This window comes from Pseudoalteromonas sp. NS-SX12 (assembly GCF_057367955.1).
In genome coordinates this window covers 1,306,254-1,329,091 of sequence record NZ_CM170635.1, presented here as the reverse complement: position 1 = coordinate 1,329,091, position 22,838 = coordinate 1,306,254, and the positions used below count along the sequence as shown (strand labels likewise).

Below are 22,838 nucleotides of genomic sequence, written 5' to 3'. Positions count from 1 at the left end.
AGTCCTCTTATGCAATCGCCGCTTGGCTTGAAGATTTATTCGTTTCGGTATCTGCTTCTTGCGACTTTTTTGCAAGCGCAGCAATCATATCGCGCGTAACAAGTACCACACCGCCACTTGAAATTCTAAAGCCATTGGCTTCATCTTGTTTGTGGTCAACGCCGATGCTTAACCCTTCAGGAATAACACAGCTACGATCAATAATGGCTTTTTTAATGACGCAGTTTCGGTTAATCACAACGCCCGGTAACACAACGGTTTCTTCCACTGTGCAATACGAATGCACATGCACATTTGAAAAAAGCAGTGATTTGCGAATGGTTGAGCCTGATATAATACAACCACCTGACACTGTTGAATCCACTGCCATGCCGCGACGTGTTTCGTCATCAAAAATAAATTTAGCGGGCGGTAACTGTTCTTGGTAAGTCCAAATTGGCCAGTTTCTATCATATAAATCAAGTGAAGGTGTTGGTGACACTAGCTCCATATTGGCTTCCCAGAACGAATCTAGTGTACCAACATCGCGCCAGTATGGTGTGCCTCCTTGGCGGGTATCTCTAAATGGGTACGCATACACATTATGCTCTTCAATGATAGATGGGATGATATCGTGGCCAAAATCGCGGCCAGAACAGCTGTTTTGCGCGTCTTTTTTCAATTGTTCAAATAAAAACTCAGTATTAAATACGTAATTACCCATCGACGCTAAACATTTAGTTGGGTCGTTCGGTAATGGCGCAGGATTCGCTGGTTTTTCTTCAAATCGTTGAACACGTTTTTCGTTGTTTACGGCCATTACACCAAACGCGCCTGCCGCTTCTTCCACGGGCACTTCTAAACAACATACCGTCATATCCGCGCCCGTTTCTACGTGCTTAGCAATCAACTCACCATAGTCCATACGATAAACATGGTCACCCGATAAAATCATTACGTACTTTGGTAAATCGTGGCGAATAATATCCATATTTTGATACACCGCATCGGCCGTGCCGCAATACCAATCGTCACTGTAACGCTGTGATGCTGGTAAAATCTCAACTGAATCACCTAGTTCCTTTTTAAAGTGACCCCACGCGCGATTAACATGGCGAATTAAGCTATGGGATTTATATTGTGTTGCTATGCCTACTTTGCGCACGCCCGAGTTAATGCAATTCGACAGCGGAAAATCAATGATGCGAAACTTACCGCCAAAATACACCGCAGGCTTTGCGCGCCAATCGGTTAATTCTTTTAAACGCGAGCCCCGGCCACCAGCTAAAATCAGTGCATAGGTGTCGCGGGTAAGGTTACTTATATAACGATTTGCGGAATTAGGCATTACGTTCTCCTTGTGCCTTGTTGAATTCGATTGCCTTAACTTGCCAAATATCTGAGTTGTATTGGCTTATGGTGCGGTCGCTCGAAAACATACCTGATGCGGCCGTATTTAAAATACTTTTTTGGGTCCAAGCACTTTGGTCTTGGTACAGTGCAGCTGCGGCTTCTTGCGCCTTAACGTAACTGTCAAAGTCGTAAGCAGTGAGCCATTGTTCATGGTTATCACGGATTGAGTTGATCAGCGGCTGAAATAAGTCTGGGTCAAATAAGTTAAAATGACCACTTTCAATCAATGTAATCACACGTGATAAGTTTGGTGAATTTGCAATGATGTCATTGGGGTTATAATGCTCACGAATTTGCGCTAATTGCTCAGCTTTGGCACCAAATAAGAAGAAGTTATCAAGGCCTACAGCCTCTGAAATCTCAATATTTGCACCATCTAATGTGCCAATGGTCAGTGCTCCATTCATCATAAACTTCATATTGCCAGTGCCCGACGCTTCTTTGCCAGTCGTCGAAATTTGCTCTGAGAGGTCGGTTGCAGGGCAGATGGTTTCCATCGCCGTAACGTTATAATTAGGCAAGAATGCGACACGCAAATAAGGTTTGGCAGCTGGGTCATTGTTAATGGCATCCGCCACATGATTGATTAAGCGAATAATCAGCTTCGCCATAAAATAACCAGGCGCTGCTTTACCACCAAATAACACACAGCGTGGTGTAAACCCTTCAAGTTCCCCTTCGCGAATGCGTTCATAAAGGTGAATAACATGCAAAATATTGAGTAACTGGCGCTTATATTCATGAATACGCTTTACTTGCACATCAAACAGCATGGTTGCATCAAACTCCACGCCAGTTTCACGTTTTACTAAATCCACCAGCGCTTGCTTGTTTTCAAACTTTACTTGTTGCCATTTTTTATGCAGCGTTTTGTTATCAAATTTTGCACGTAACGCATTAATTTTACTAAAATCGCTGACCCATTCGTCGCCAATTTGTTGGTTAATTAGGTGCGCTAATTTAGGGTTACAATGCGACAACCAACGTCTTGGTGTTACCCCATTAGTTTTGTTATTAAAGCGCTCTGGCCACAGCGCATAAAAATCGCTAAATAAGCCGCTAGTGAGTAGCTCGGTATGAAGCGCTGCCACACCATTTACCGAAAACGAACCAACAATGGCCAAATATGCCATACGTACTTTGGGCTCTGGCCCTTCTTCAATTAGCGACATATCGCGTTGTTTTTGCGTATCACCCGGCCAGCAGGTGGCCACTTGCTGTAAAAAACGCGCATTAATTTCGTAAATAATTTCAAGTAAACGAGGCAGTAAACGCTCAAATAACCTGACTGGCCATTTTTCTAATGCTTCCGGTAACAAAGTGTGATTGGTGTATGCCATGGTACTTGAGGTAATTTGCCATGCTTTATCCCAATCAAGCTGATGATCATCAAGTAAAATACGCATCAGCTCTGCCACTGCTATGCTTGGGTGTGTATCGTTTAATTGGAAAACATGGTATTTCGGGAAGTTATGGAAATCTTCTCCGTATTGTTTTACCCATTTTGCGATGATGTCTTGCAGTGTTGCGCTTGATAAAAAGTATTGCTGACGTAAACGCAGCTCTTTGCCGTTTTCGCTGGCATCGTTCGGGTAAAGCACCATAGTGATTTGTTCAGCTTGGTTCTTCTTGGCTACCGCTTCTGGGTAACTGCCCGCATTAAACTCTCTTAAATCAAATTCTTCTGTTGCTTCGCTTTTCCAAAGACGTAGGCGATTAACCACATCATTGCGATAACCTGGGATCGGCACATCATAGGGCACAGCTAACACATCTTGGGTATTTACCCAGTTGCGATGCTCGCGGCCATGTTTGTCTTTATACACTTCCACATGACCAAAGAATTTCACTCGCTGGCTTTGCTCTGGTGCAGCTATTTCCCACGGATGACCTTCATGTAGCCAGTGATCGGGCTGTTCAACCTGACGCCCTTGCTCAAGTGATTGATTAAACATGCCATATTCATAGCGTAAGCCGTAGCCAACCACAGGTAGTTTTAGTGTTGCGCAGCTATCTAAAAAGCACGCCGCTAAACGTCCTAAACCACCATTGCCAAGGCCTGCGTCATGTTCAGCCGCAGCAACTTGCTCAAGTTCACTGCCATATTGGGTAAGCGCCTCGGTTACTTCAGGTGCTAAATCTAAATTTAAAATCGCGTTATTTAGCGCACGACCCATTAAAAACTCGAGCGATAAATACGCCACTTGTTTATGTGGTGCGCTATCGCGCTGTTGGTTGGTTTGGCGGCACTTTGCCACCAACCTATCACGAATGGTAAGTGCTAGCGCTTGATACAAATAACGCTGCGATTTATTGACCTGATCGCGTCCTAAGGTGTAATAAAAATGGCGATATAAGTCTTCGCTCAGATCTGAATTTTCAATAATGCTTGAAGGTAAAGGCGTTTTTTTATCGGCTAAATTTGATTGCTTGTTCACACTAAACTCCTTGCTTAGTTAAATTGAACGTTTGGGATGTATCTGTTGCATGCTGCTTATTGGCGGGCATTTTAATGTGGCTTGAAAGCACCCATGCGCTGTAGCTACTCAGGGTGAGCATTTGTCCTGGGCTTACGCATTCATCATCCCGTTCGTTTGAATGCGATGACAGTCGAATACGCCAACAATGATGCGCTTCTTGCTCCGGCAACTTAAACATTACGTTATTGCTGGATGCATTAAACAGCAGTAAAAGTGCTTTATCGTCTTGAATATCTTCCATTAAATAACCAAGGCAATGGCCGTCTGGGTTATGCCAATCACTGTCTTGCATTAGCGCACCGTGTTCGTTTAACCAGGTAACACTAAATCGCGGGTCATCATCGTGAATAAAGTGGCTCTGGCGATACAACGAAAATTCACTGCGTAGTTTTAGAGCGCGACTAATAAACTGATACAGCGGATGCTGTTGCGGCTCGTCTAACCCGTTAGCGTGCCAATCAATCCAGCTTATTTCGTTATCTTGGCAATAGGCGTTGTTGTTGCCACCTTGCGAATGTGCCACTTCACTGCCGCCACACAGCATTGGCACACCGTTAGATAAACATAAGGTTAACAGCAGGTTTTTTTGCGCACGCAAACGCAATGCATTGATTTCACTGTTTTCGGTTTGCCCTTCAACGCCCCAATTGGTCGATAAATTATGATCGTGACCATCGCGGTTTTCTTCTTGATTGGCTAGATTATGTTTATTGGTATAGCTGACTAAGTCGGCCAAGGTGAAGCCATCGTGGGCGGTAATAAAGTTAATACTAGAGGTAACCGAACGTCCTTTTTTCTCAAACAAATGGCTTGAGCCGTGAAAGAAACGAGCAAACTCAGGCAGCATGCTGGTATCACCACGCCAAAAGCTGCGCACTGTGTCACGGTATTGGTCGTTCCACTCACGCCACGGAGCAACATAATTACCGAGTTGATAACCATCAATCGCTAAATCCCAAGGCTCTGCGATAAGCTTAATGCCTTTTAATACGGGATCTTGCGCGAGGGTTTGAAAGAAAGTGTGGTGTTTTTTAAAGCCATCTTGGTCACGGCCTAAAATACTGGCTAAATCAAAGCGAAAACCATCAACCCCATACACTTGCACCCAATAGCGCAAGCTATCCATTACCAGCTGTAAACTTTTAGGGTGTGAAATATTTAGCGTGTTACCGCAACCAGTATCATTTACATAATAGGCAAAATTATTTTGCTGCAATCGATAGTAAGTTTGGTTATCAATGCCGCGAAGTGACAAGGTTGGCCCTTGCTCGTTACCCTCAGCGGTATGGTTAAAAACCACATCAATAATAACTTCAATACCCGCTTCGTGTAGTACCGATACCATTTGCTGGAACTCTCGTTCTTGCTTAGTATGGGCATAAGCTAAATGCGGCGTAAAAAAGTTAAGGGTGTTGTAACCCCAATAGTTACTAAGGCCTCTTTCTGGTAAAAACGCTTCACTAATAAAACTATGCACTGGTAACAACTCGATGGCTGTAATGCCTAAACTTTTTAGATGCCAAATAAAGTTGGGGTGAGCTAAACCCAAGTAAGTACCGCGTAATTCCTCGGGAATAGAGGTATATTGTTTAGTGGCGCCTTTGGCATGGCATTCATAAATAACCGTTTTATGCCACGGAATATTCGGTTTAGTACCCGTGTAATAAGGCAGTGTTGATACTTTACATTTTGGCATATCCATTGCCGAATCAAGTTGCCAAAACACTTCATCTGCACTGTGCGCATTGCCCCAGCTAAACTCACCAAACAATGATTTTGCATAAGGATCTAACAGCAGTTTGTTGGGATTAAAGTAACATCCTTTTTTCGGGTTGTATTTGCCATAAACTCGGTAACCGTAGAGCTGATCTTGTCCCACACCGCGAATAAAAATATGCCAAATATCTTGCTCATCGCGATAAAGTGGAATACGCGCTATCTCGCTGTGACCACTTTGATCGAACAAGCACAGCTCAACCTTAGTTGCGCGTTCAGAAAAAATAGCAAAGTTAGTGCCGTTTTCACTTGGGGTTGCACCCAGTGGCGAGGTGTTTCCCGGGCGAATTGCAAAACGGGCTGAGACCATTATTTTGCCACCAAATAATAGGTCGCAAGTGGCGCAAGCGTTAACGATATACTGTATTCGAAGCCATGATTATCTTCTTTGATTACGGGTAATTCGTTTTCAACTAATACGCCACTGCCACCAAATTGCGTGTCGTCGGTATTTAATACCAACTGATACCGTTTTGCTTTTGGTACACCTAATTTAAAGTTTTTATGCACCTCGGGCGTAAAATTGCATATCGCTATTACATTTGGTTCGCTGCTACTTTTACGAATAAAACTAAATACGCTTTGATCGGTGTTGCCGCCATCAATCCAGCGAAAGCCCTCGCCGCTATTATCTTTTTCGTATAGTGACGCAGTGGCTTTATAGGTTGTGTTTAACGCTTTTATAAGGTTAGAAATACCTTGATGTTTAGCCTCATTAAGTAAATGCCAGTCTAGGCTCTTATCATGATCCCACTCATCATATTGAGCAAATTCACCGCCCATAAACAGTAGTTTTTTACCTGGATGTGCCCACATAAAGCCATAAAATGCACGTAAGTTCGCAAACTTTTGCCAGTCATCGCCCGGCATTTTATTAATTAGTGAGCCTTTACCGTGCACCACTTCATCGTGCGATAGCGGCAGAATATAATTTTCGCTAAACGCATAGACTAATGAAAAGGTCATCTCGTTATGGTGATGGCGGCGGTATATGGGATCTTTTTTCATATACTCTAGGCTGTCATTCATCCAACCCATATTCCATTTAAAACCAAAACCTAAACCCGATTGGTCAGTGGGTTTGGTCACCCCCGGCCATGCAGTAGACTCTTCAGCAACCGTGACAATATTTGGGTTTTCGCCATAGACACTGGCATTAATTTGCTGCAGTAAACTAATGGCTCCGAGGTTTTCGCGGCCGCCATAACAATTTGCTACCCACTGCCCTTCTTCGCGGCTGTAATCAAGGTACAGCATCGATGCCACTGCATCGACACGAATACCATCAATACCAAACTCTGTTAGCCAATATGTGGCGTTTGACAGCAAAAAGCTGCGCACTTCAGCACGGTCGTAATTATAAATATGGGTATTCCAATCAGGGTGGTAGCCTTGGCGTTTATCGGCATGTTCATATAAATGAGTGCCATCAAACATGGCCAAGCCATGCGGATCATTTGGAAAATGCCCCGGCACCCAATCAATCAATACGCCTAGTCCCGCGGCTTTAATTTGACGAATAAACTCGGCAAATTCATTAATATCGCCAAAGCGACTGGTTGGCGCATAAAGGCCAACGGGTTGATAGCCCCACGAGCCATCGAATGGAAATTCACTGATTGGCATTAATTGGATATGGGTAAAACCAAGATCTAACACATACGGGATCAATTGTTCGGCAAGTTGTTGGTAGCTCAAATAACCGTTACCTTGCTCAACATTGCGACGCCACGAACCTAAGTGCACTTCATAAATACTAATTGCTTGATTGAATTTATTAATTGGCGAAATTGGCGCAGGAGCTTTTGGTAAGCTAGCTACCCGCGAGGCCGTATGGGGCGGCAACTGCATTTGCAGCGCGAATGGGTCGGCTTTTTCTATGCGTTGGTCGTGCTCGGTTAGCAGGCTGTATTTGTAATTTTTATCGCTTAAATCTTCCCCGATAAAAATTTCCCACACCCCAGATGCTGGGTGAAAGCGCATTGGGTAGCAACTGGCATCCCAATGATTAAAATCACCAATTACTGACACCGCTTTTGCATTGGGTGCCCACACGGAAAAACGCGTGCCTTTAACCCCTTGCTGGGTTACAAAATGTGCTCCAAAGTGACGATATGCATGTGCCAACGTGCCTTGATTAAACAAATACATTGCTTCGTTATCAAGGCTCGATTCAAAACTATATGCATGGTAACGCTGCACCTGACAATCACCATAATCGATATCAAGTTTAATTGGCTCGGCGACTTTATTGTGACTTACTACCAACTGAAAAAGCGCGGTATCTTGATACTTTTCTAAAGCTAATTGTTGATTTTCACTACAAATCGCGACTTTTTTAGCGCCTGGTATATAACAGCGAACTACCGCTAATTCATTATTAATAGTGTGTTTACCCAAAAAGCTAAACGCATCGATAAAATCGCCACGGTGCAGCGAATGTGCTTTTTCTAACGTGTTGTGTGCTTCGTTAAGTTCATTGAACGAAGCAAAGTTAGCTACTGACATTATTTCTCCTAGCATTTAGCAACTGCCAAAATCGCTGTTGTTGCACGCTGGTGTGTTGCTCTTCATGGGACATTGGGCCAAAAATAGTAAGCAAATTGCGTGATAGGCGACGTCGCCAGTTAGGGTATTCTTGATCGGTTCCTGGAATATTGACTGCGAAGGTTTCGCCACTAAGATCATCCAGTTGTAAACATAAAAATTGCGAGTTTGATGCGCTCAGTGTCGCAACAACTGCGGCATAAATAGCACTCGCATCATCTGTATTTGGTAATGTGTTTGCCGCTTTTAGCCATTCGCGCAAGGCTAATTTATCTTGCTCACGCTGCGTTATATCGTAGCCAAATTGTTCAGGGTTTGAGTAAAGTGAAAACGATTTTCGTGTTTCGATATCACGCTGTTGCCACCACGCATAAAATGGCGCGACATCGTGATTTGCTATCATCAACATTGCATGTTTGCGATGCGCTTGTGGCGCGATAAATTGCCCGTTCTGATCTTTTTCAAAATAAAAAATATCATTACCATAAACATGCGCCTTGTCTAAGCTTTGCTTAATCTGCTGTGGCACAACCCCCAAATCTTCACCAATTACAACACATTGATTTAGATGACTTTCTAAGCATAAAATCGCCAGTAACTCATTAAATGGATAATACACATAACAGCCTGCTGGTTGCTCATCGACAGTGACACACCACCAAAGCCGCAATAACCCCATAACATGATCAATACGCAGGCCGCCGGCGGTCATATTGGCGCGAATTAAACTAATAAAGTGGGCAAAATTAGTTTCTTTTAGTTTCAACGGGTCGGGCACAGCCAATCCCCAATCTTGCCCATCAAGGGCCCATGGATCAGGCGGCGCACCAATATTTGCATGTTCCACAAACAGCGCTTGATTACGCTTATACTCTTCGCCATCGCGGGTACAGCCTACGGCTAGATCTAAAATAAGCCCGATCGTCATGCCTTTGGTTTTGGCATAGCGCTGACAGTAATCCAGTTGCTCTTTGGCAACCCACTGCAAATAATATTCAAATTCAGAAAGCTGCCAGGTTTGATAGCGATCAACAAACTCGCGGAACTCGTTCGCTCGTTGCGTTGCGTTTGCTAATTCCAATTCGCAGAAATTTAAATACATCACTTTAAAGCATTTAAATTTATGGGTGGTTGCTTGGCGATAATCGATGTGCGTTGCATTACTTCGATACTCACCGTTTGGCAATGAGTAATCAACGCAAAGCCTTGGGCTGATATAAAGTGGATTAATTTGGTTGCGGTCACTTGGGCTATAAGGGCTAGCCCGCTCTGGTTCAGTGACAAACAGTTTGTGCAGTGGATTAAGCAAAATATAATCCGCGCCTTTTTCACTACTGCGCTGAATAAGCTCTTTCAACGACGAAAAATCGCCAAAGCCACTTTCTCGTTTATCACGAAGGGTATAAAGCTGACACGAAATGCCCCACACCTTTTGCTGCTCAGTCAATGAGTAACAACTCACAGGAGCAACTGCCAGCGTGCCATTAAAAGCTTGCGATGTGGTTATGTTAGAGCGATAAATTAACTCAACCTGATAATAATTAGGCGTTAGTTTTGGCAACTTAATGCGGTACTGAGAATAGCGCACACCATCTAATACGTAATTGCCCTCTTCCATACTATCGTTAAGTGATACCGATAAACGGCAGCACTCTTGTTGGTTGTCTGCAATTACTAATTCGAGTTGCTTTTCAGGCTCAAACGTCTGTGCACGTACTGTCAAAAACGCGTTTTCTGATGATGTAACTTGAAACTCGCTCAACACCTGCTGCCAAGGTAAACCATCCAATTTACGATTTTTATCGCGGACATACTCGTTATCGTGCACATGGTGACCACATGCCGTAAGAATGGCGCGCCTTACGTTATCGTCAATACGCTTTTGTTGGCCGTAATAGTCGACATAATCGAGTGCTACCCCTTGTAGATAGCACAATTGTTCTACTTCATTCACGCACGTTAAGCTCGTGTTGTAGAAACAACTGAATTATCAGTGCCGAACTCGTTTAGTAAATAGTGGTCTGCAGCATGGTCATTTTGCCATTCCTGCTCATTAATGAGGTATTTAAACTGAAAGTCTTGCTCTATAGGTAAGCGAAGTTTGGTACGAAAAACCTGATCCTTTTTAACGTACTTCATACTAACAGGTTGCCAGTCGTTAAATTCGCCCGCCAACGACACATGGGTGTCAGCTTCTGCTGCAAATTCAAATGTTACTTCTGCTTCTTGCTTGGTCTTAAAAAATCGTTTAGTTAACATTGTTTTTTCCTTTCCATTTAACTAACACGCTTCAAACTGCCCAGCGTATAAACTGTGATTATCTAAACATAGGAATATTTACGCTTCGTGACAGTGCATAAAAAACTTTTTATGCACAAAATTGATGCAGACAATCTCAAATAAGACGAAATATTCGCTATATATCCTTTTAACGCAAAATATAAGCCAATTGAGTATAGAAGTTATTAATAAAGGTACAAGCGAATAAAACTAATGCGAATGTGAATTAATTTCATATATTAATAAACAAGTTAACTGTGAGCGATCATCGCTTCACAGTTAACAAATGGGTTAAAACAAATTCAAGCCAAACACCTCTTTTACATCAAACAAAACCTGCTGCGTTTTACGGTCGGCGTGTTCGCTGCCTTTACGTAAAATATCAATCAGTTGGGCTTTATCGTTTAAATACATCGCCCGTTTTTCACGAATAGGGGTAATGAGAGTTTGCAAGCAATCTTCTAAAATCTTTTTGGTTGTACCATCGCCTAAACCACCTTGTTGATATTGCTGTTTAAGCCCAGCAACATAGGCGGCGTCTGGGTGAAACGCATCAAGGTAGGTAAAAACCACATTGCCCTCAACTTGCCCAGGGTCTTCTACACGCAAGTGATTTGGATCGGTGTACATGGACTTCACCGCAGTACGAATGTCTTTTTCGCTTGCGCCTAAATTAATGGTGTTGCCCATGGTTTTAGACATTTTGTTTTTCCCGTCGGTACTTGGTAAGCGCGGCGCATTACTTAATAATGCAAGGCATTCATTTAAAATCGGTTTGCCCGCAAGTGAATTGATTTTTCTTACTATTTCATTAGTTTGCTCAAGCATTGGCAGTTGATCATCACCCACCGGAATAAGCGTGGCGTTAAACGCGGTGATATCTGCTGCTTGTGAAATTGGGTACGTTAAAAACCCCGCAGGTACACTGCGATTAAAGGCTTTGCTTTGAATCTCACTTTTCACTGTAGGATTGCGCTCTAAGCGTGAAATAGTAACTAAATTACTGTAAAACATGGTGAGTTCGGCAAGTGCTGGCAGTTTTGATTGCAAGCAAATAGTGGTTTTAACAGGATCGATCCCCACCGCTAAATAATCAGCCACCACATTTAAAATGTTTTCGCTGACTTTTTTAGGGGTGTGGGCGTTATCGGTTAGGCCCTGCATATCGGCGACTAAAATGGTTTGCTCGTGCAGATGTTGCAGCTGGGTGCGCTCTTTTAATGAGCCAACATAATGCCCTAAATGCAAAGGGCCTGTGGCTCTGTCGCCGGTTAAAATTATTTCTTTTTGCTGTGATGTTGTCTGTTTCATTGTGTATCTCCAAGATAAAAAATCGCTACTGGAGATACAAAAAAGACACGTTGCTTAAGCTACCTACCAGCAGCTTAAGAATGTAAAAATCCTGCGCCGCTCTATTGTGAGCGCCACCAAGATGTAAATGATGTGATAGTAGAAATATGTAATGTATTTTTCATAACGCCAACACGTTAGCAAACCTCTACAAATTTCACAATCAAAGATTTTGTTTATACCAATTCTGTTAAGTATGTGATCACAGATAGCGCTGGATAAATGAAATGCTAACAAGGCTGAATTTTTCTTATGTAGTTGTTCTACATTGATAAATTCTAACGCAGTTAGCATAATATTTAGCCCGCTAGGATGATCAGCTATTTAAGTGAATTGGTATTAGGGTCTGTTGATCTTTGCTGTTCTATTTTTGTTCTGTTTGAGCGTGCTTTTATCGCGGCGCTCGATGTGTGGCCTAGTAATCTAAGCGAATATCGAGCAAAGCTTCCGCGTCCTGCTCACGCCCCTTACCTACATCCATATAGGCAACAATGAGAAAAGTGCGCTCAAAAGAACCGTTTGGCAGCGCTTGATTGGCTTTTCTACTGTGTTATCGGCTGGCTCACATAGAATAACTATGCCACGCAGCCTCTGCCTTGTATAAAACCCAATCAAACTGCTGCAAAAACGAACTTGAAAGGTCAACAGACCCTAGTTATTTTGTAAGCGACAAACCATATTTAGTGAGTTTGCGATACAAAGTACGGCTACTGACACCGAGTTTAAGGGCCAACTCTTCGGTACTACCTTGGAACTGTTCAACGGCCTTTGCTAAGTAGTTTTTCTCGGTTTGCTCTAGCGATAGTACTTCAAATACCTCGTCATAATTTGGCTGTGCCAAATCTGCGTTAGGTTCTACTGTATGCTGCAAATTAGCTATGTTTTCGAAAGGAATGTCGGTGTCGTAAATTACATCGTCATCGGCCAAAATAGCTGCTTGCAATACGATGCTCTTTAGCTCTCGAATATTACCGGGGTAGGCATATTGCGCGAGCTTTTTAAGTGCCGCTTCACTAAATTGTTTCTCTTTAAATTCAGAGTGTTTTAAAAAGAACTTAGCTAGCAATGCAATGTCAGCTTGGCGGCTTTTCAGTGACGGTAAATTTATGGGAAAAGTGGCAACTCGATAATATAAATCTTTTCTAAACTCGCCTTTTTCAACCATTTCTAACAGGTTTTTATGGCTTGCGCAGACTAAGCGAAAATCGGTGCGTTTTTGTCTTAAGCTGCCCACTGCACGAAAGCTTTGTGTTTCAATTAATCGCAGCAATTTTACTTGCATATTAAGCGGTACATCACCTATCTCATCAAAAAAGAGGGTGCCGCCTTCGACAATTTCGACCAAGCCTTTCTTTTGGCTTGTGGCGCCAGTAAACGCGCCTTTTTCGTGACCAAATAACTCAGACTCGAATAACTGCTCGGGTAAACCCGAGCATTCAATAACAATAAACGGCTTATCTTTACGCCTACTTGCATCGTGCAACGCGCGAGCCACCAACTCTTTACCTGTGCCGGTTTCGCCTTGTAATAATACTGAGATTTCAGTTTTCGCCGCGCGGTTTACTTTATTGATCAGCGCTTTAAAGGCATCAGACTGACCGAGCATTTTATTCTTTTGCGCTTTTACTGAGGCAAAGTCGATTTTATCGAGGATCTCAACAAAGCCCATTAAAACATCGTTTTCGTCAAAAATAGGCTTCATCACAATATCGCAATATTGCTTACCTAAATGGGTGTCGTGAATATGCACGACACTGGTGGGCTTATTAGTTTTTTTGCACTCGAGCATGGGGCAAGCTTCCCCCATTTGATCGCAGGGTTTATTTGCCTTATGCGATATGGCAAAGCAGGTACTTTTACCCAGCTCAATTGGGGTTTGATAGGTATCGCGATAGGCGTTATTCACCGCCACAATGGCATAGTTTAGGTCAATAAAAATTGCTGGTTTATCAATAATATTGATTAAACCTTGGATCACCGAATTTGCCATATTGCACACTTGCCCAAATTAGTTTGTTACCGTTTAACTAAAGCGAGTGTACTGCAAAAATACAGCTGTGACAAAAGCGTCTTTTAATCTCATTTTGTCTGTCAAAAATGTCAATTAATGATTATTGTTTTTATCGAATGAATTTTTGAAATGTAAAATTAACGATTAAAAACAATGCTTTATTTTATTTATCGACTACAACTAAGGTTGGTATGTTTTCTGCGATAACAGGAAGTAACCTAATCTAAAGGAGTTCGAAATGAATGAAGCATTGGTCGAATTGTCACGTTGGCAATTTGCACTTACCGCCATGTTCCACTTCATATTTGTACCGCTGACCTTGGGCCTGAGCTTTATGCTGGCCATTATGGAATCGGTATATGTGATGACGGGCAAAGAAATCTATAAAACCATGACTAAGTTTTGGGGGAAGTTATTTGGTATTAACTTCGCCCTTGGTGTGGCTACGGGTTTAACCATGGAGTTCCAGTTTGGTATGAACTGGGCGTATTACTCGCATTATGTCGGTGATATTTTTGGCGCACCGCTGGCAATTGAAGGGTTAATGGCGTTTTTCTTAGAGTCTACGTTCGTTGGCTTGTTCTTTTTTGGCTGGGATAAAATGTCAAAGGTCAGGCACCTTATGGCAACTTGGCTTGTGGCGTTAGGTTCTAACTTTTCGGCGCTTTGGATCTTAATTGCCAATGGTTGGATGCAGCACCCTGTAGGTGCAGAATTTAACTTTGAGTCGATGCGCATGGAAATGACCAGTTTTGCTGAGGTAATGTTTAACCCCGTTGCCCAAGTTAAATTTGTGCATACCGTATCTGCAGGTTATGTCACAGGCGCAATGTTTGTGTTAGCCATCTCAAGCTATTACCTGTTAAAACATAAGCATATTGCCTTTGCGCGTCGCTCATTTGCGATTGCAGCAAGCTTTGGTTTAGCGTCAATTTTATCGGTGATTGTGCTAGGTGATGAAAGTGGCTATGAACTTGGCGATGTACAAAAAGTAAAACTCGCAGCAGTTGAAGCCGAATACGATACCCATCCTGCACCTGCACCATTTACGCTTTTTGCTATCCCCAATGATGAAAAAGAAGAAGCCGAATATGCGGTTCGCATTCCTTGGCTGATGGGTATTATCGCGACGCGCTCGCTTGATGAAGAAGTGATGGGCATTAAAGAGCACAAAGCGCTGCATCGTGAGCGTATTTTATCTGGATTGGTTGCTAAAAACTTACTCGATACGGTGCGCAGTGGTAACGCAACAGAAGCACAAATGGCAAAGTTTGAAGCACATAAAAAAGATTTGGGCTATGCCATGTTATTAGAGCCATTCACCAATGATTTTGTGAATCCAAGTGAAGAAGCCATCGAAAAAGCGGTCAACTACAGCATTCCACCTGTTGCACCCCTTTTCTGGAGTTTCAGAATTATGGTGTTCTCGGGCTTTATTATGCTATTCGTTTTTGCCGCTGCATTTTACTACAGCACTAAACATCAAATCACCAAACCAAAATGGCTGTTAAAACTGTCGCTGTTCTCTTTACCTCTGCCTTGGGTTGCCTCTGAAGCGGGTTGGTTTGTCGCAGAATTTGGTCGCCAGCCGTGGTCAATTGCCGAGGTACTACCTGTGCATGCTTCGGTATCAAACTTAACCGTGGGTGAAGTGTGGTTTACCTTAATTGCTTACACCAGTTTTTATGCAGTGATGTTTGTTATTGGCTTCTACTTGATGAAGAAATACGCCAAAAAAGGGCCTGTACCAGAAAAGCAAAGCACGCCTTTCGATGGCAATGCGCAACTATCGGCTGAAGGAGCACAATCATGATTGATTATGAATTTTTACGCTTAGTGTGGTGGGGTTTAGTAGGTGTATTGCTGATTGGCTTTGCCATTACCGACGGGTTTGATTTAGGCGTAGGTGCACTGCTTACGTTAGTTGGAAAAAGCGATGAAGACCGTCGCGTGATGATCAATACAATCGGCCCTCATTGGGATGGTAACCAAGTGTGGTTTATTACTGCTGGCGGCGCAATTTTTGCGGCTTGGCCGCTGATTTATGCAGCGGCATTTTCGGGGTTTTATATCGCTTTAGCGCTGACACTCATTGCCTTATGGATGCGCCCAATCGGCTTTGACTACCGCAGTAAATTGCCCAATAAAACCTGGCGCACAGCGTGGGACTGGGCACTATTTTGTGGCGGTTTAGTACCTGCGCTTATCTTTGGTGTGGCGTTCGGTAATTTACTACTAGGCGTACCCTTTGAATTTGATAACACCTTGCGTCCGACTTACACCGGCAGCTTTTTTGGCTTGCTTAATCCGTTTGCCATTTTAGCAGGGCTGGTATCGGTCGCTATGTTGCTGACCCATGGCGCTAACTGGTTGCAACTTAAAACCGAGGGGAATTTACTCGCTCGCGCACGCATTGTGTCGTTCTATTTGTCATTAGTGACTGTGTTGCTCTTTATGTTAGCGGGTGTGGTCGTTGCCAATATTGACGGTTATGTGATCACCTCAAGCGTTGACCCTTTAGCAACATCAAACCCACTGACCAAAACGGTTGAAGCAGTATCCGGGGCGTGGCTTAACAATTACAGCACTTACTCGTGGATGCTAATTGCGCCTGTACTTGGCATATTTGCGGGGCTTGGCTCTGCATGGTTTAGCAAACAACAGCGCGGTGGCTGGGCGTTTTTAATGTCGTCATTGATGATGGCAGGCATTATTTTAACCGCAGGCGCTGCCATGTTCCCATTCCTTATGCCAAGTAGCAGCATGCCAAACGCGAGTTTAACAGTGTGGGATGCCACATCGAGTTATTTAACGCTCAAAACCATGTTTATCGTTGCCTGTATTTTTGTGCCAATTGTATTGAGTTACACCGCATACAGCTTTTATGTGATGCGCGGGCGTATTAAAGCGCAAGATTTAGATAAACCACACACAATTTATTAAGGAGTGGCTTATGTGGTATTTCACTTGGATTTTAGGTGTTTTATTAGCGTGTTCTTTCGGCATTATTAATGCGATGTGGCTAGAAGCCACCGAAGACATGGACAGAGACGACACCAGCGATGATTAAACACAATCACGCAGTAACTGGCGACATGGAGGTCGCCGCTACCGAGCTGTTACATAGCCAGCAGCACAAAGTAAAAAATGCGCTGCTGGGTGTGTTAGCTTTTAAAAGCGGTGCTTTTTTATGCCAGCTGACGGCTTTCGCAGCATTTAGCTTTTTAGTGGCCAGATTGCTCGCAAGTGATGCAAGTAGTCTGGTTATGAGTCATTTTTTTAGCGCAAACACACACTATGAATGGACGCTCAATGTTTTAGTTGGGGCACTGGTTTCAAGCTTAATACTGAACCTTTTTGCTCATAACCGCCTAATGGCGTTACAGGCAAGCAGCTTGGCCGATTTAGAAGCGCAATTACATGGCGCTTTTAAACAAGGGCAACACGCGTTGGTTCGTCAACATGGTCATTTTTACTGGCAGCAACTAAGCACCGAGCACCTTCATGCGATGGTGAAATTTATCAGTGAATTTCAATTGCAAAAATGGCTTGCGGTGGTTACGCCTTTGTTATTGCTTGGCGTGATTGCTTATGTGAACTGGTTTGTATTTATTATTTTATTAGTGTGTTTGCCTGTGGTACCGCTATTTATGGTCATCATAGGCAAAGGCACAAAGCACTTACATAACACTTATTTTGTGGCATTTGAGCGTTTAGGCAGTATGTTTGCCAATCGCCTTAGCAACATTGAATTGATCAATGTATTTTCTGCCAACAGGCAACAAACACTGCGGCTTGAGCAAAGTTCAAATACGCTTAATTCCAGCACCATGAAAGTGCTTCAAGTGGCCTTTTTAAACCAAACTGTGTTAGATTTTTTTTCAACGCTGTCGATGGCGCTAATTGCCGTTTATGTCGGGTTTAACCTGTTAGAAGAAATAAATTTAGGGCCCAAACTGGTGTTTGCCGATGGCTTATTTTTACTCATCGCTGTGCCTATGGTGTTTAGCGAACTTAAACAGTTGGGCAATTTATACCACCAAAAAGCCGCAGCTCAGGTTGCAGCATCAGAGCTGGCTATTGTGCTTTGTAACAGTCAACAAAGTGCTGATGTACAGCAATCTCCTAGTATAGATTGGCATGACTTTCGGGTTGCAAATACCGCGGTATTTGCAAAACATTTATTTGTAGAAGATGGCCAGCATATTTGGCTAAGCGCCCCCTCAGGTGCCGGTAAAACGCTGTTATTTGAAGCGCTTAGCAAACAGCGACAAGCAAGCCATGAAACCACACAAAAAGTAGCGCTGCTGACACAATCTCCCTGTATTTTGCGCGGCACTGTGCGCGACAACTTAGCACTCAATAACCCACTCTCTGATAAAGCGCTTTTTGCAATGTTAGAAAAAGTTGAGCTAATGGCTTGGTGTAAAAATTTAAAACAAGGGCTTAACACGCCGATGGATGAGTGTCCGCCACTTTCTGGCGGTGAAAAGCAGCGCTTAAGTTTAGCAAGGTTATTACTGTGCGATGCCGACCTGTATTTACTCGACGAACCCACCGCGTTTTTAAGTGACGCGCAACATCAGCGTCTCTGCCGTTTAATTGAAACGGTTTTAAAAGATAAAACCGTTATTTGGGCGTGTCATAAGCCGCAGTCAGAGCGCTGGTTTAGTTATATTTGGCACATCAATGAGCTTGGCGAGGTGCTTTGTCATGCAAACTAATACATTAAAAACCAACTTATTGGCGCTGCTACTGAGTGTGGCTTATAGCCTAGCGGCAATGGGGTTATTGCTGGTTTCAAGTTGGTTTATTGCAGCGGCAAGTGTGATGGGCAGCAGCTTAAATTACATGTTACCCGCCGTTATTATTCGGGCCTTAGCGCTTATTCGCATTGCATCGGGTTATGCAGCTTTGTTGGTTGGCCATAGTGGCTTTTTCAAATCGTTACAAACCAAACGCATGGCGCTATTTGCAACCAGTTTGAATAACTTAAGCTTGCTTGAGCAAGTTAAAAGCAGCGCGCAGGTTGAGACGATGAGCACCACCACAGAGCAACAAGCTGCGCTTTGGATTGCTTGGGTAAATCAAAATGCTGCGATGTTTATCACCTTGCTGCTGCTAAATATCAGTGTTTACTTGCTTATTCCAAGTCATCTTATTTATGTGTTGTGTGTAACATTTGCTTTTATTTTAGTTTACGGGCTGCTCATTGTGTTTGGCTTAAAACAAGCGGTCAAAATTGCCAAACAAAAAGAGCGCTTTGTCACTGAATTCGACGATAAGTTACACAGCTCACCACTTTGGCATCTTCAAACTGAGTTTTTAGACAAACATATACAACAAAAATACAGTCAATTCGCATCAACCTCTCAGCTGTTAAACGCGCAACAATCACAGCAAAAGGCGGTTTTTTACGGCCAACTCTGTTTGCAGCTTTTCGCCATTTTAGCTTTGTATCTGCTTTTTACGCAGTATGCTGGCGCGGCATCGCAAAATGCATTGTTTATTTTAGCGCCCATGTTATTGCTAAGCATTAACGATTGGCTTGGCAAGCTACTGCATTCACAATCTGGGCTAGTAGATTTTATTCAAGCCAAACAAGGTGGTGCGGAAAAAGCTCTTATCAATGCGGTCAATAAAAAGGCGCAGCAACAAGCGCAGTCATTGTCACCAAAAATTACCCGACATAGTCAAGCAATTCATGCGTTGAGCCTTAATACTGTAACCGCTTGCAGCGTGCAACGATTGCCCATTTCAATCGAAATAAATAATGCTGGTTGCTATTTATTTGAGGGCAGCTCAGGAGCTGGTAAGTCTTCGTTATTAAAAGCAATTGCAGGGCTTCAGCCATTTCAGGGCGATATTTCGTTTAATCAACAATCCATCGTCCAACAATTTGGCAAACTACATGAGCGCATTGTGTACTGCGGCCAATCAGCACCCGTATTAGATGGCACGTTGGCTGAGAACCTTTCTTTAGGTCATAAAATAGAGCAAGACACACTACCGCAGGTACTCAATGACGTTAATTTGTCTTACCTAGGCGCATTAACGCAATGGCTAGGATCAGGTGGCAGACAGCTCTCTGGTGGAGAAAGACAACGCCTGAACCTTGCAAGGGCATTGTTATTTAAGCCCGATGTGGTGCTACTAGATGAACCATTTGAAGCGCTCGACGAGCACAATATTGCACTTATGGTTCGGCTTATTAATCAATTGAGCAAAACCTGTATTGTGCTGATTGCTAGCCATATTGTGCCGCAAACATTAATGCTAAATCAGCGTATTGATATTGAGAACGATCGTGTATTTTATGAAGAAAATGGCGCTAAGGAAAAGTGCTATGGCTGAGTCATTAGGTGTAATTGAGATAGTTTATGATAACCAGCTAATTGCCTATCTAATTAGAGATACGTTAACGCCTTATTGTGCGGTGATTGCATTAGGTATTTCAGATCAGAAAAAACACGACTATATGGTTGAGCGACTTGAAAACTGCCCGTGCGAAACACAGTGGTGGTTAATCGCTTGCGATGCCAACACACAACTGAGGTGGGTGAACCAGTTAGTACAGCGATTTACAGGGCAATTGATGCTAGCAAAAGCGTATCTAAAAAATACACCAAACGATACCGCGCTAGATTTAAGTAATGGTGACATGCTTGAGCATAATGAGATGCTGCACTTAGGTCATCTCATGCTCACCATCAAATATGTCAAAGCAAATAGCTCGAAAGTATCGCTACTTGTTTGTGAAAACACGGTGTTCTGTTTGCCATCTAATGTACTTGAATTTTCAGCCGCTTGCATGGGCAAGGTGCTTAAACAAAGCAGTATAAAGTGGGATAAATTCAGTGAGATTTACTGCCCTACGTTCACAGCAGAACAGCCTTTATCGACCTCAAAGCGCACTTTTTGGCAACTCGAAACCCTGCTAAGCCATAATAACTTAACCGACACTTTAAAAAATTAGATAGGTAGCAAGATGACCGAAACCAACCATTCAACAATACAAACAGCGATTAATGCCTGTGTAATATCTTTAACAGTATTTGCAGGGTCCGTTCATGCTAATGATGCAATCGCGCAAAAAGCACAGCTCGATATGCAAGCCAATAAGATCACCAATGCATTTGCAAGCGAGCTAAAAACCACTTTAATGGCAGCAGTAGCAAAAGGCGGGCTATCTGCTGGTGTTGAGGTATGCCAAGAGCAAGCCCCTGAAATTGCCAAAAAATACTCGAGTCACGGTTGGCAAATCAGCCGCACAAGTTTGAAAACTCGCAATAGTCAGAATACCCCCAATATTGACGAGATGGCGATATTACAAGATTTTGCTAAGCGCTTGGCCAGCGGTGAGCCTGCAAAAACAGTGTTCTATTCAAACTTAAACCCACAAAGCGGTGAATACCAATTTATGAAAGCCATTCCAACCGGGCAAGTGTGCCTTGCTTGCCATGGCGAAAACATTAGCGATGACTTACAGGCAAAAATCAGAGCGCATTACCCAAAAGATAGCGCCACAGGCTTTAAACTTGGCGAGTTAAGAGGCGCGTTTAACGTGTATTTTAACGCTTCAAACGCGCAGTAATTTGTCGTGTTATTATTTTACTTTGGCGGCAAAATTATTGTTCCGCCAAAGCAAAGGCTGGATTAAAACAATTCAGTATGATCTTTTATTAAAGTAACCTCACCTGCCACCTGATGAGACAGTTGCGTTAATTGTTCAACCACTTCAAAGCTTGCTGATTCCATTAGAGCAAGATGGTGAGCAGCGGTACTTTTATCGCCTTTAAGATTTGCATTTAGTGCAGCTAGACCATTTTGATGCACTTCAGCATGGGGCTTTTCGAGTTTTTTAAATGCCGAAAAGTCAGTGTACTTACTCTTACCCTCACCTTCGTAGTACCATTTTCCTAAACGACACATAGTATGATCCGCAAAATCCTCTGGTGATTTATTAGATAACCCTAACATTACTTGGTACACGTCCATTTTCCATACAACATGATCCATTTTTACTGTTTGTAAAAATGCATCGGCGGTTGAATTGGTAATAACGGTGTACATATTTTGCGAAAACTCAACAATACGGTTAGCAGTTTTATCAATACACCCTGTACTGTCTTTGATTTTGATACTCTTTTCACCAACACCGCTAATGCTAGTCACTACATCTTTCATTTGACTGTTTACTTGTTCAATCAATACTGAAATTTCGTTTGAGGCTTCGGCAGAGCGCTGGGCAAGGGTTCTCACTTCATCCGCAACAACGGCGAAACCTCGCCCCTGTTCGCCCGCGCGTGCGGCTTCAATTGCGGCATTGAGTGCTAACAAGTTCGTTTGATCAGAGATCCCTTTAATAATATTAACGAAATCATTAATGCCTTTGGTCACTTCATTTAATTCGTCTACTGAATTTGACGCATGCTGTGAGTCATTAGAAATCACCGAAGTCGCACTAATGGTCGAAGCCAGCATGTCTTTTATTTGACCAAATAATTGTTGCGATGCGTTAAAGTCATCGCGGTGTGCGATTAATTCGGCTGAAGAAGCCGCTAAACTTTCACGAATTTGACTGAGTAATTCACCTGATTGCAGCGACAATTTACACAAAGATTCTTGATGTTGCGCGCGCTCCGATAGCATGTCTAAATCACTGGTGATTCCCAAACTGTCCTGTTCAGAACGTGCTATCACTTGGTTTAATTCGGCGTTTTCTTGTTTTAGGCGTTGGTTTTCTTGTTGTAGTTTTTCTAGTTCGCTTTTGTTCACCCAATTTAAAAACATTAAGCACCTCGTTTAATAATGAACAGATAAACACTGCGAGCCTCAAAATAATGCATGCTATTGCGCATTACACTGTTTAAAGCTAACTCACGCAGCGTGTAAAGAACCTAGTTATCGGCATATAAAAATAAAACGCCACTATATTAGGAACAGTTTATTAGTTTTAGCAAGCACATTTAAGATGCGTTGCCGTTTTCAAGCAACAAGAT

The 22,838-nt window shown here is 42.9% G+C and carries 16 protein-coding genes and 1 pseudogene; 7 read left to right on the top strand and 10 right to left on the bottom strand.

All coding sequences use genetic code 11. From position 1 onward, the window contains the following. Window positions 1-7: 7 nt before the first annotated feature. From glgC to AC2IOM_RS20235, 8 genes are all read right to left on the bottom strand, one after another. Window positions 8-1,327 (bottom strand): glucose-1-phosphate adenylyltransferase, encoded by a 1,320-nt coding sequence (gene glgC / locus AC2IOM_RS20270; RefSeq protein WP_486359957.1) that lies wholly within the window; start codon window positions 1,325-1,327, stop codon window positions 8-10. Next, window positions 1,320-3,830: a glycogen/starch/alpha-glucan phosphorylase gene (locus AC2IOM_RS20265; RefSeq protein ID WP_486359956.1), complete on the bottom strand. Its 2,511-nt coding sequence runs from the start codon at window positions 3,828-3,830 to the stop codon at window positions 1,320-1,322. The genes glgC and AC2IOM_RS20265 overlap by 8 nt, the downstream gene beginning before the upstream one ends. Window position 3,831: 1 nt before the next feature. Further along, a complete protein-coding gene (gene glgX, locus AC2IOM_RS20260; RefSeq protein ID WP_486359955.1) occupies window positions 3,832-5,958 on the bottom strand; it encodes a glycogen debranching protein GlgX in 2,127 nt (708 codons plus the stop codon). After that, window positions 5,958-8,156: a 1,4-alpha-glucan branching protein GlgB gene (gene glgB, locus AC2IOM_RS20255; RefSeq protein WP_486359954.1), complete on the bottom strand. Its 2,199-nt coding sequence runs from the start codon at window positions 8,154-8,156 to the stop codon at window positions 5,958-5,960. Before glgB ends, glgX begins: the two co-directional genes overlap by 1 nt. Further along, entirely contained in the window at window positions 8,143-10,149 is a 2,007-nt protein-coding gene (malQ, locus tag AC2IOM_RS20250) for a 4-alpha-glucanotransferase (RefSeq protein ID WP_486359953.1), read from the bottom strand. The genes glgB and malQ overlap by 14 nt, the downstream gene beginning before the upstream one ends. A 5-nt stretch (window positions 10,150-10,154) precedes the next feature. Then, a complete protein-coding gene (locus tag AC2IOM_RS20245) occupies window positions 10,155-10,454 on the bottom strand; it encodes an isoamylase early set domain-containing protein (RefSeq protein ID WP_010558178.1) in 300 nt (99 codons plus the stop codon). 312 nt (window positions 10,455-10,766) lie between these two features. Further along, complete coding sequence (trpS, locus tag AC2IOM_RS20240) at window positions 10,767-11,786, bottom strand: tryptophan--tRNA ligase (protein WP_486359952.1); 1,020 nt, start codon at window positions 11,784-11,786, stop codon at window positions 10,767-10,769. Between the two features lie 694 nt (window positions 11,787-12,480). Continuing rightward, window positions 12,481-13,815: a sigma-54 interaction domain-containing protein gene (locus AC2IOM_RS20235; protein WP_486359951.1), complete on the bottom strand. Its 1,335-nt coding sequence runs from the start codon at window positions 13,813-13,815 to the stop codon at window positions 12,481-12,483. A 259-nt stretch (window positions 13,816-14,074) separates the two neighbouring features. Between AC2IOM_RS20235 and AC2IOM_RS20230 the strand changes: the two genes are divergently transcribed. The 7 genes from AC2IOM_RS20230 to AC2IOM_RS20200 are packed head-to-tail and all read left to right on the top strand — an operon-like array spanning window position 14,075 to window position 21,430. After that, window positions 14,075-15,649, top strand: a complete 1,575-nt coding sequence (locus AC2IOM_RS20230) for a cytochrome ubiquinol oxidase subunit I (RefSeq protein WP_486359950.1) — start codon at window positions 14,075-14,077, stop codon at window positions 15,647-15,649. Continuing rightward, window positions 15,646-16,779, top strand: a complete 1,134-nt coding sequence (cydB, locus tag AC2IOM_RS20225; RefSeq protein WP_235368478.1) for a cytochrome d ubiquinol oxidase subunit II — start codon at window positions 15,646-15,648, stop codon at window positions 16,777-16,779. The genes AC2IOM_RS20230 and cydB overlap by 4 nt, the downstream gene beginning before the upstream one ends. Before the next feature lie 10 nt (window positions 16,780-16,789). Then, on the top strand, window positions 16,790-16,906 hold the full coding sequence (gene cydX / locus AC2IOM_RS20220) for a cytochrome bd-I oxidase subunit CydX (RefSeq protein WP_010603848.1): 117 nt from the start codon (window positions 16,790-16,792) through the stop codon (window positions 16,904-16,906). Next, window positions 16,899-18,560: an ABC transporter transmembrane domain-containing protein gene (locus tag AC2IOM_RS20215; RefSeq protein ID WP_486359949.1), complete on the top strand. Its 1,662-nt coding sequence runs from the start codon at window positions 16,899-16,901 to the stop codon at window positions 18,558-18,560. Before cydX ends, AC2IOM_RS20215 begins: the two co-directional genes overlap by 8 nt. After that, on the top strand, window positions 18,550-20,190 hold the full coding sequence (locus AC2IOM_RS20210) for an ATP-binding cassette domain-containing protein (RefSeq protein ID WP_486359948.1): 1,641 nt from the start codon (window positions 18,550-18,552) through the stop codon (window positions 20,188-20,190). The genes AC2IOM_RS20215 and AC2IOM_RS20210 overlap by 11 nt, the downstream gene beginning before the upstream one ends. Further along, the gene (locus AC2IOM_RS20205) at window positions 20,183-20,812 is read left to right on the top strand and encodes a hypothetical protein (RefSeq protein ID WP_486359947.1); all 630 of its coding nucleotides are present in this window, start codon (window positions 20,183-20,185) and stop codon (window positions 20,810-20,812) included. Before AC2IOM_RS20210 ends, AC2IOM_RS20205 begins: the two co-directional genes overlap by 8 nt. Before the next feature lie 12 nt (window positions 20,813-20,824). Continuing rightward, on the top strand, window positions 20,825-21,430 hold the full coding sequence (locus AC2IOM_RS20200; protein WP_486359946.1) for a Tll0287-like domain-containing protein: 606 nt from the start codon (window positions 20,825-20,827) through the stop codon (window positions 21,428-21,430). 62 nt (window positions 21,431-21,492) lie between these two features. Here AC2IOM_RS20200 and AC2IOM_RS20195 read toward each other — a convergent pair whose 3' ends face one another. Both AC2IOM_RS20195 and AC2IOM_RS20190 read right to left on the bottom strand, forming a co-directional pair. Next, on the bottom strand, window positions 21,493-21,855 hold the full coding sequence (locus AC2IOM_RS20195; protein ID WP_267894220.1) for a CZB domain-containing protein: 363 nt from the start codon (window positions 21,853-21,855) through the stop codon (window positions 21,493-21,495). Window positions 21,856-21,948: 93 nt separating this feature from the next. Continuing rightward, window positions 21,949-22,320 (bottom strand): annotated as a pseudogene (locus tag AC2IOM_RS20190) (methyl-accepting chemotaxis protein); the annotation flags it as partial. Between the last annotated feature and the right edge of the window lie 518 nt (window positions 22,321-22,838).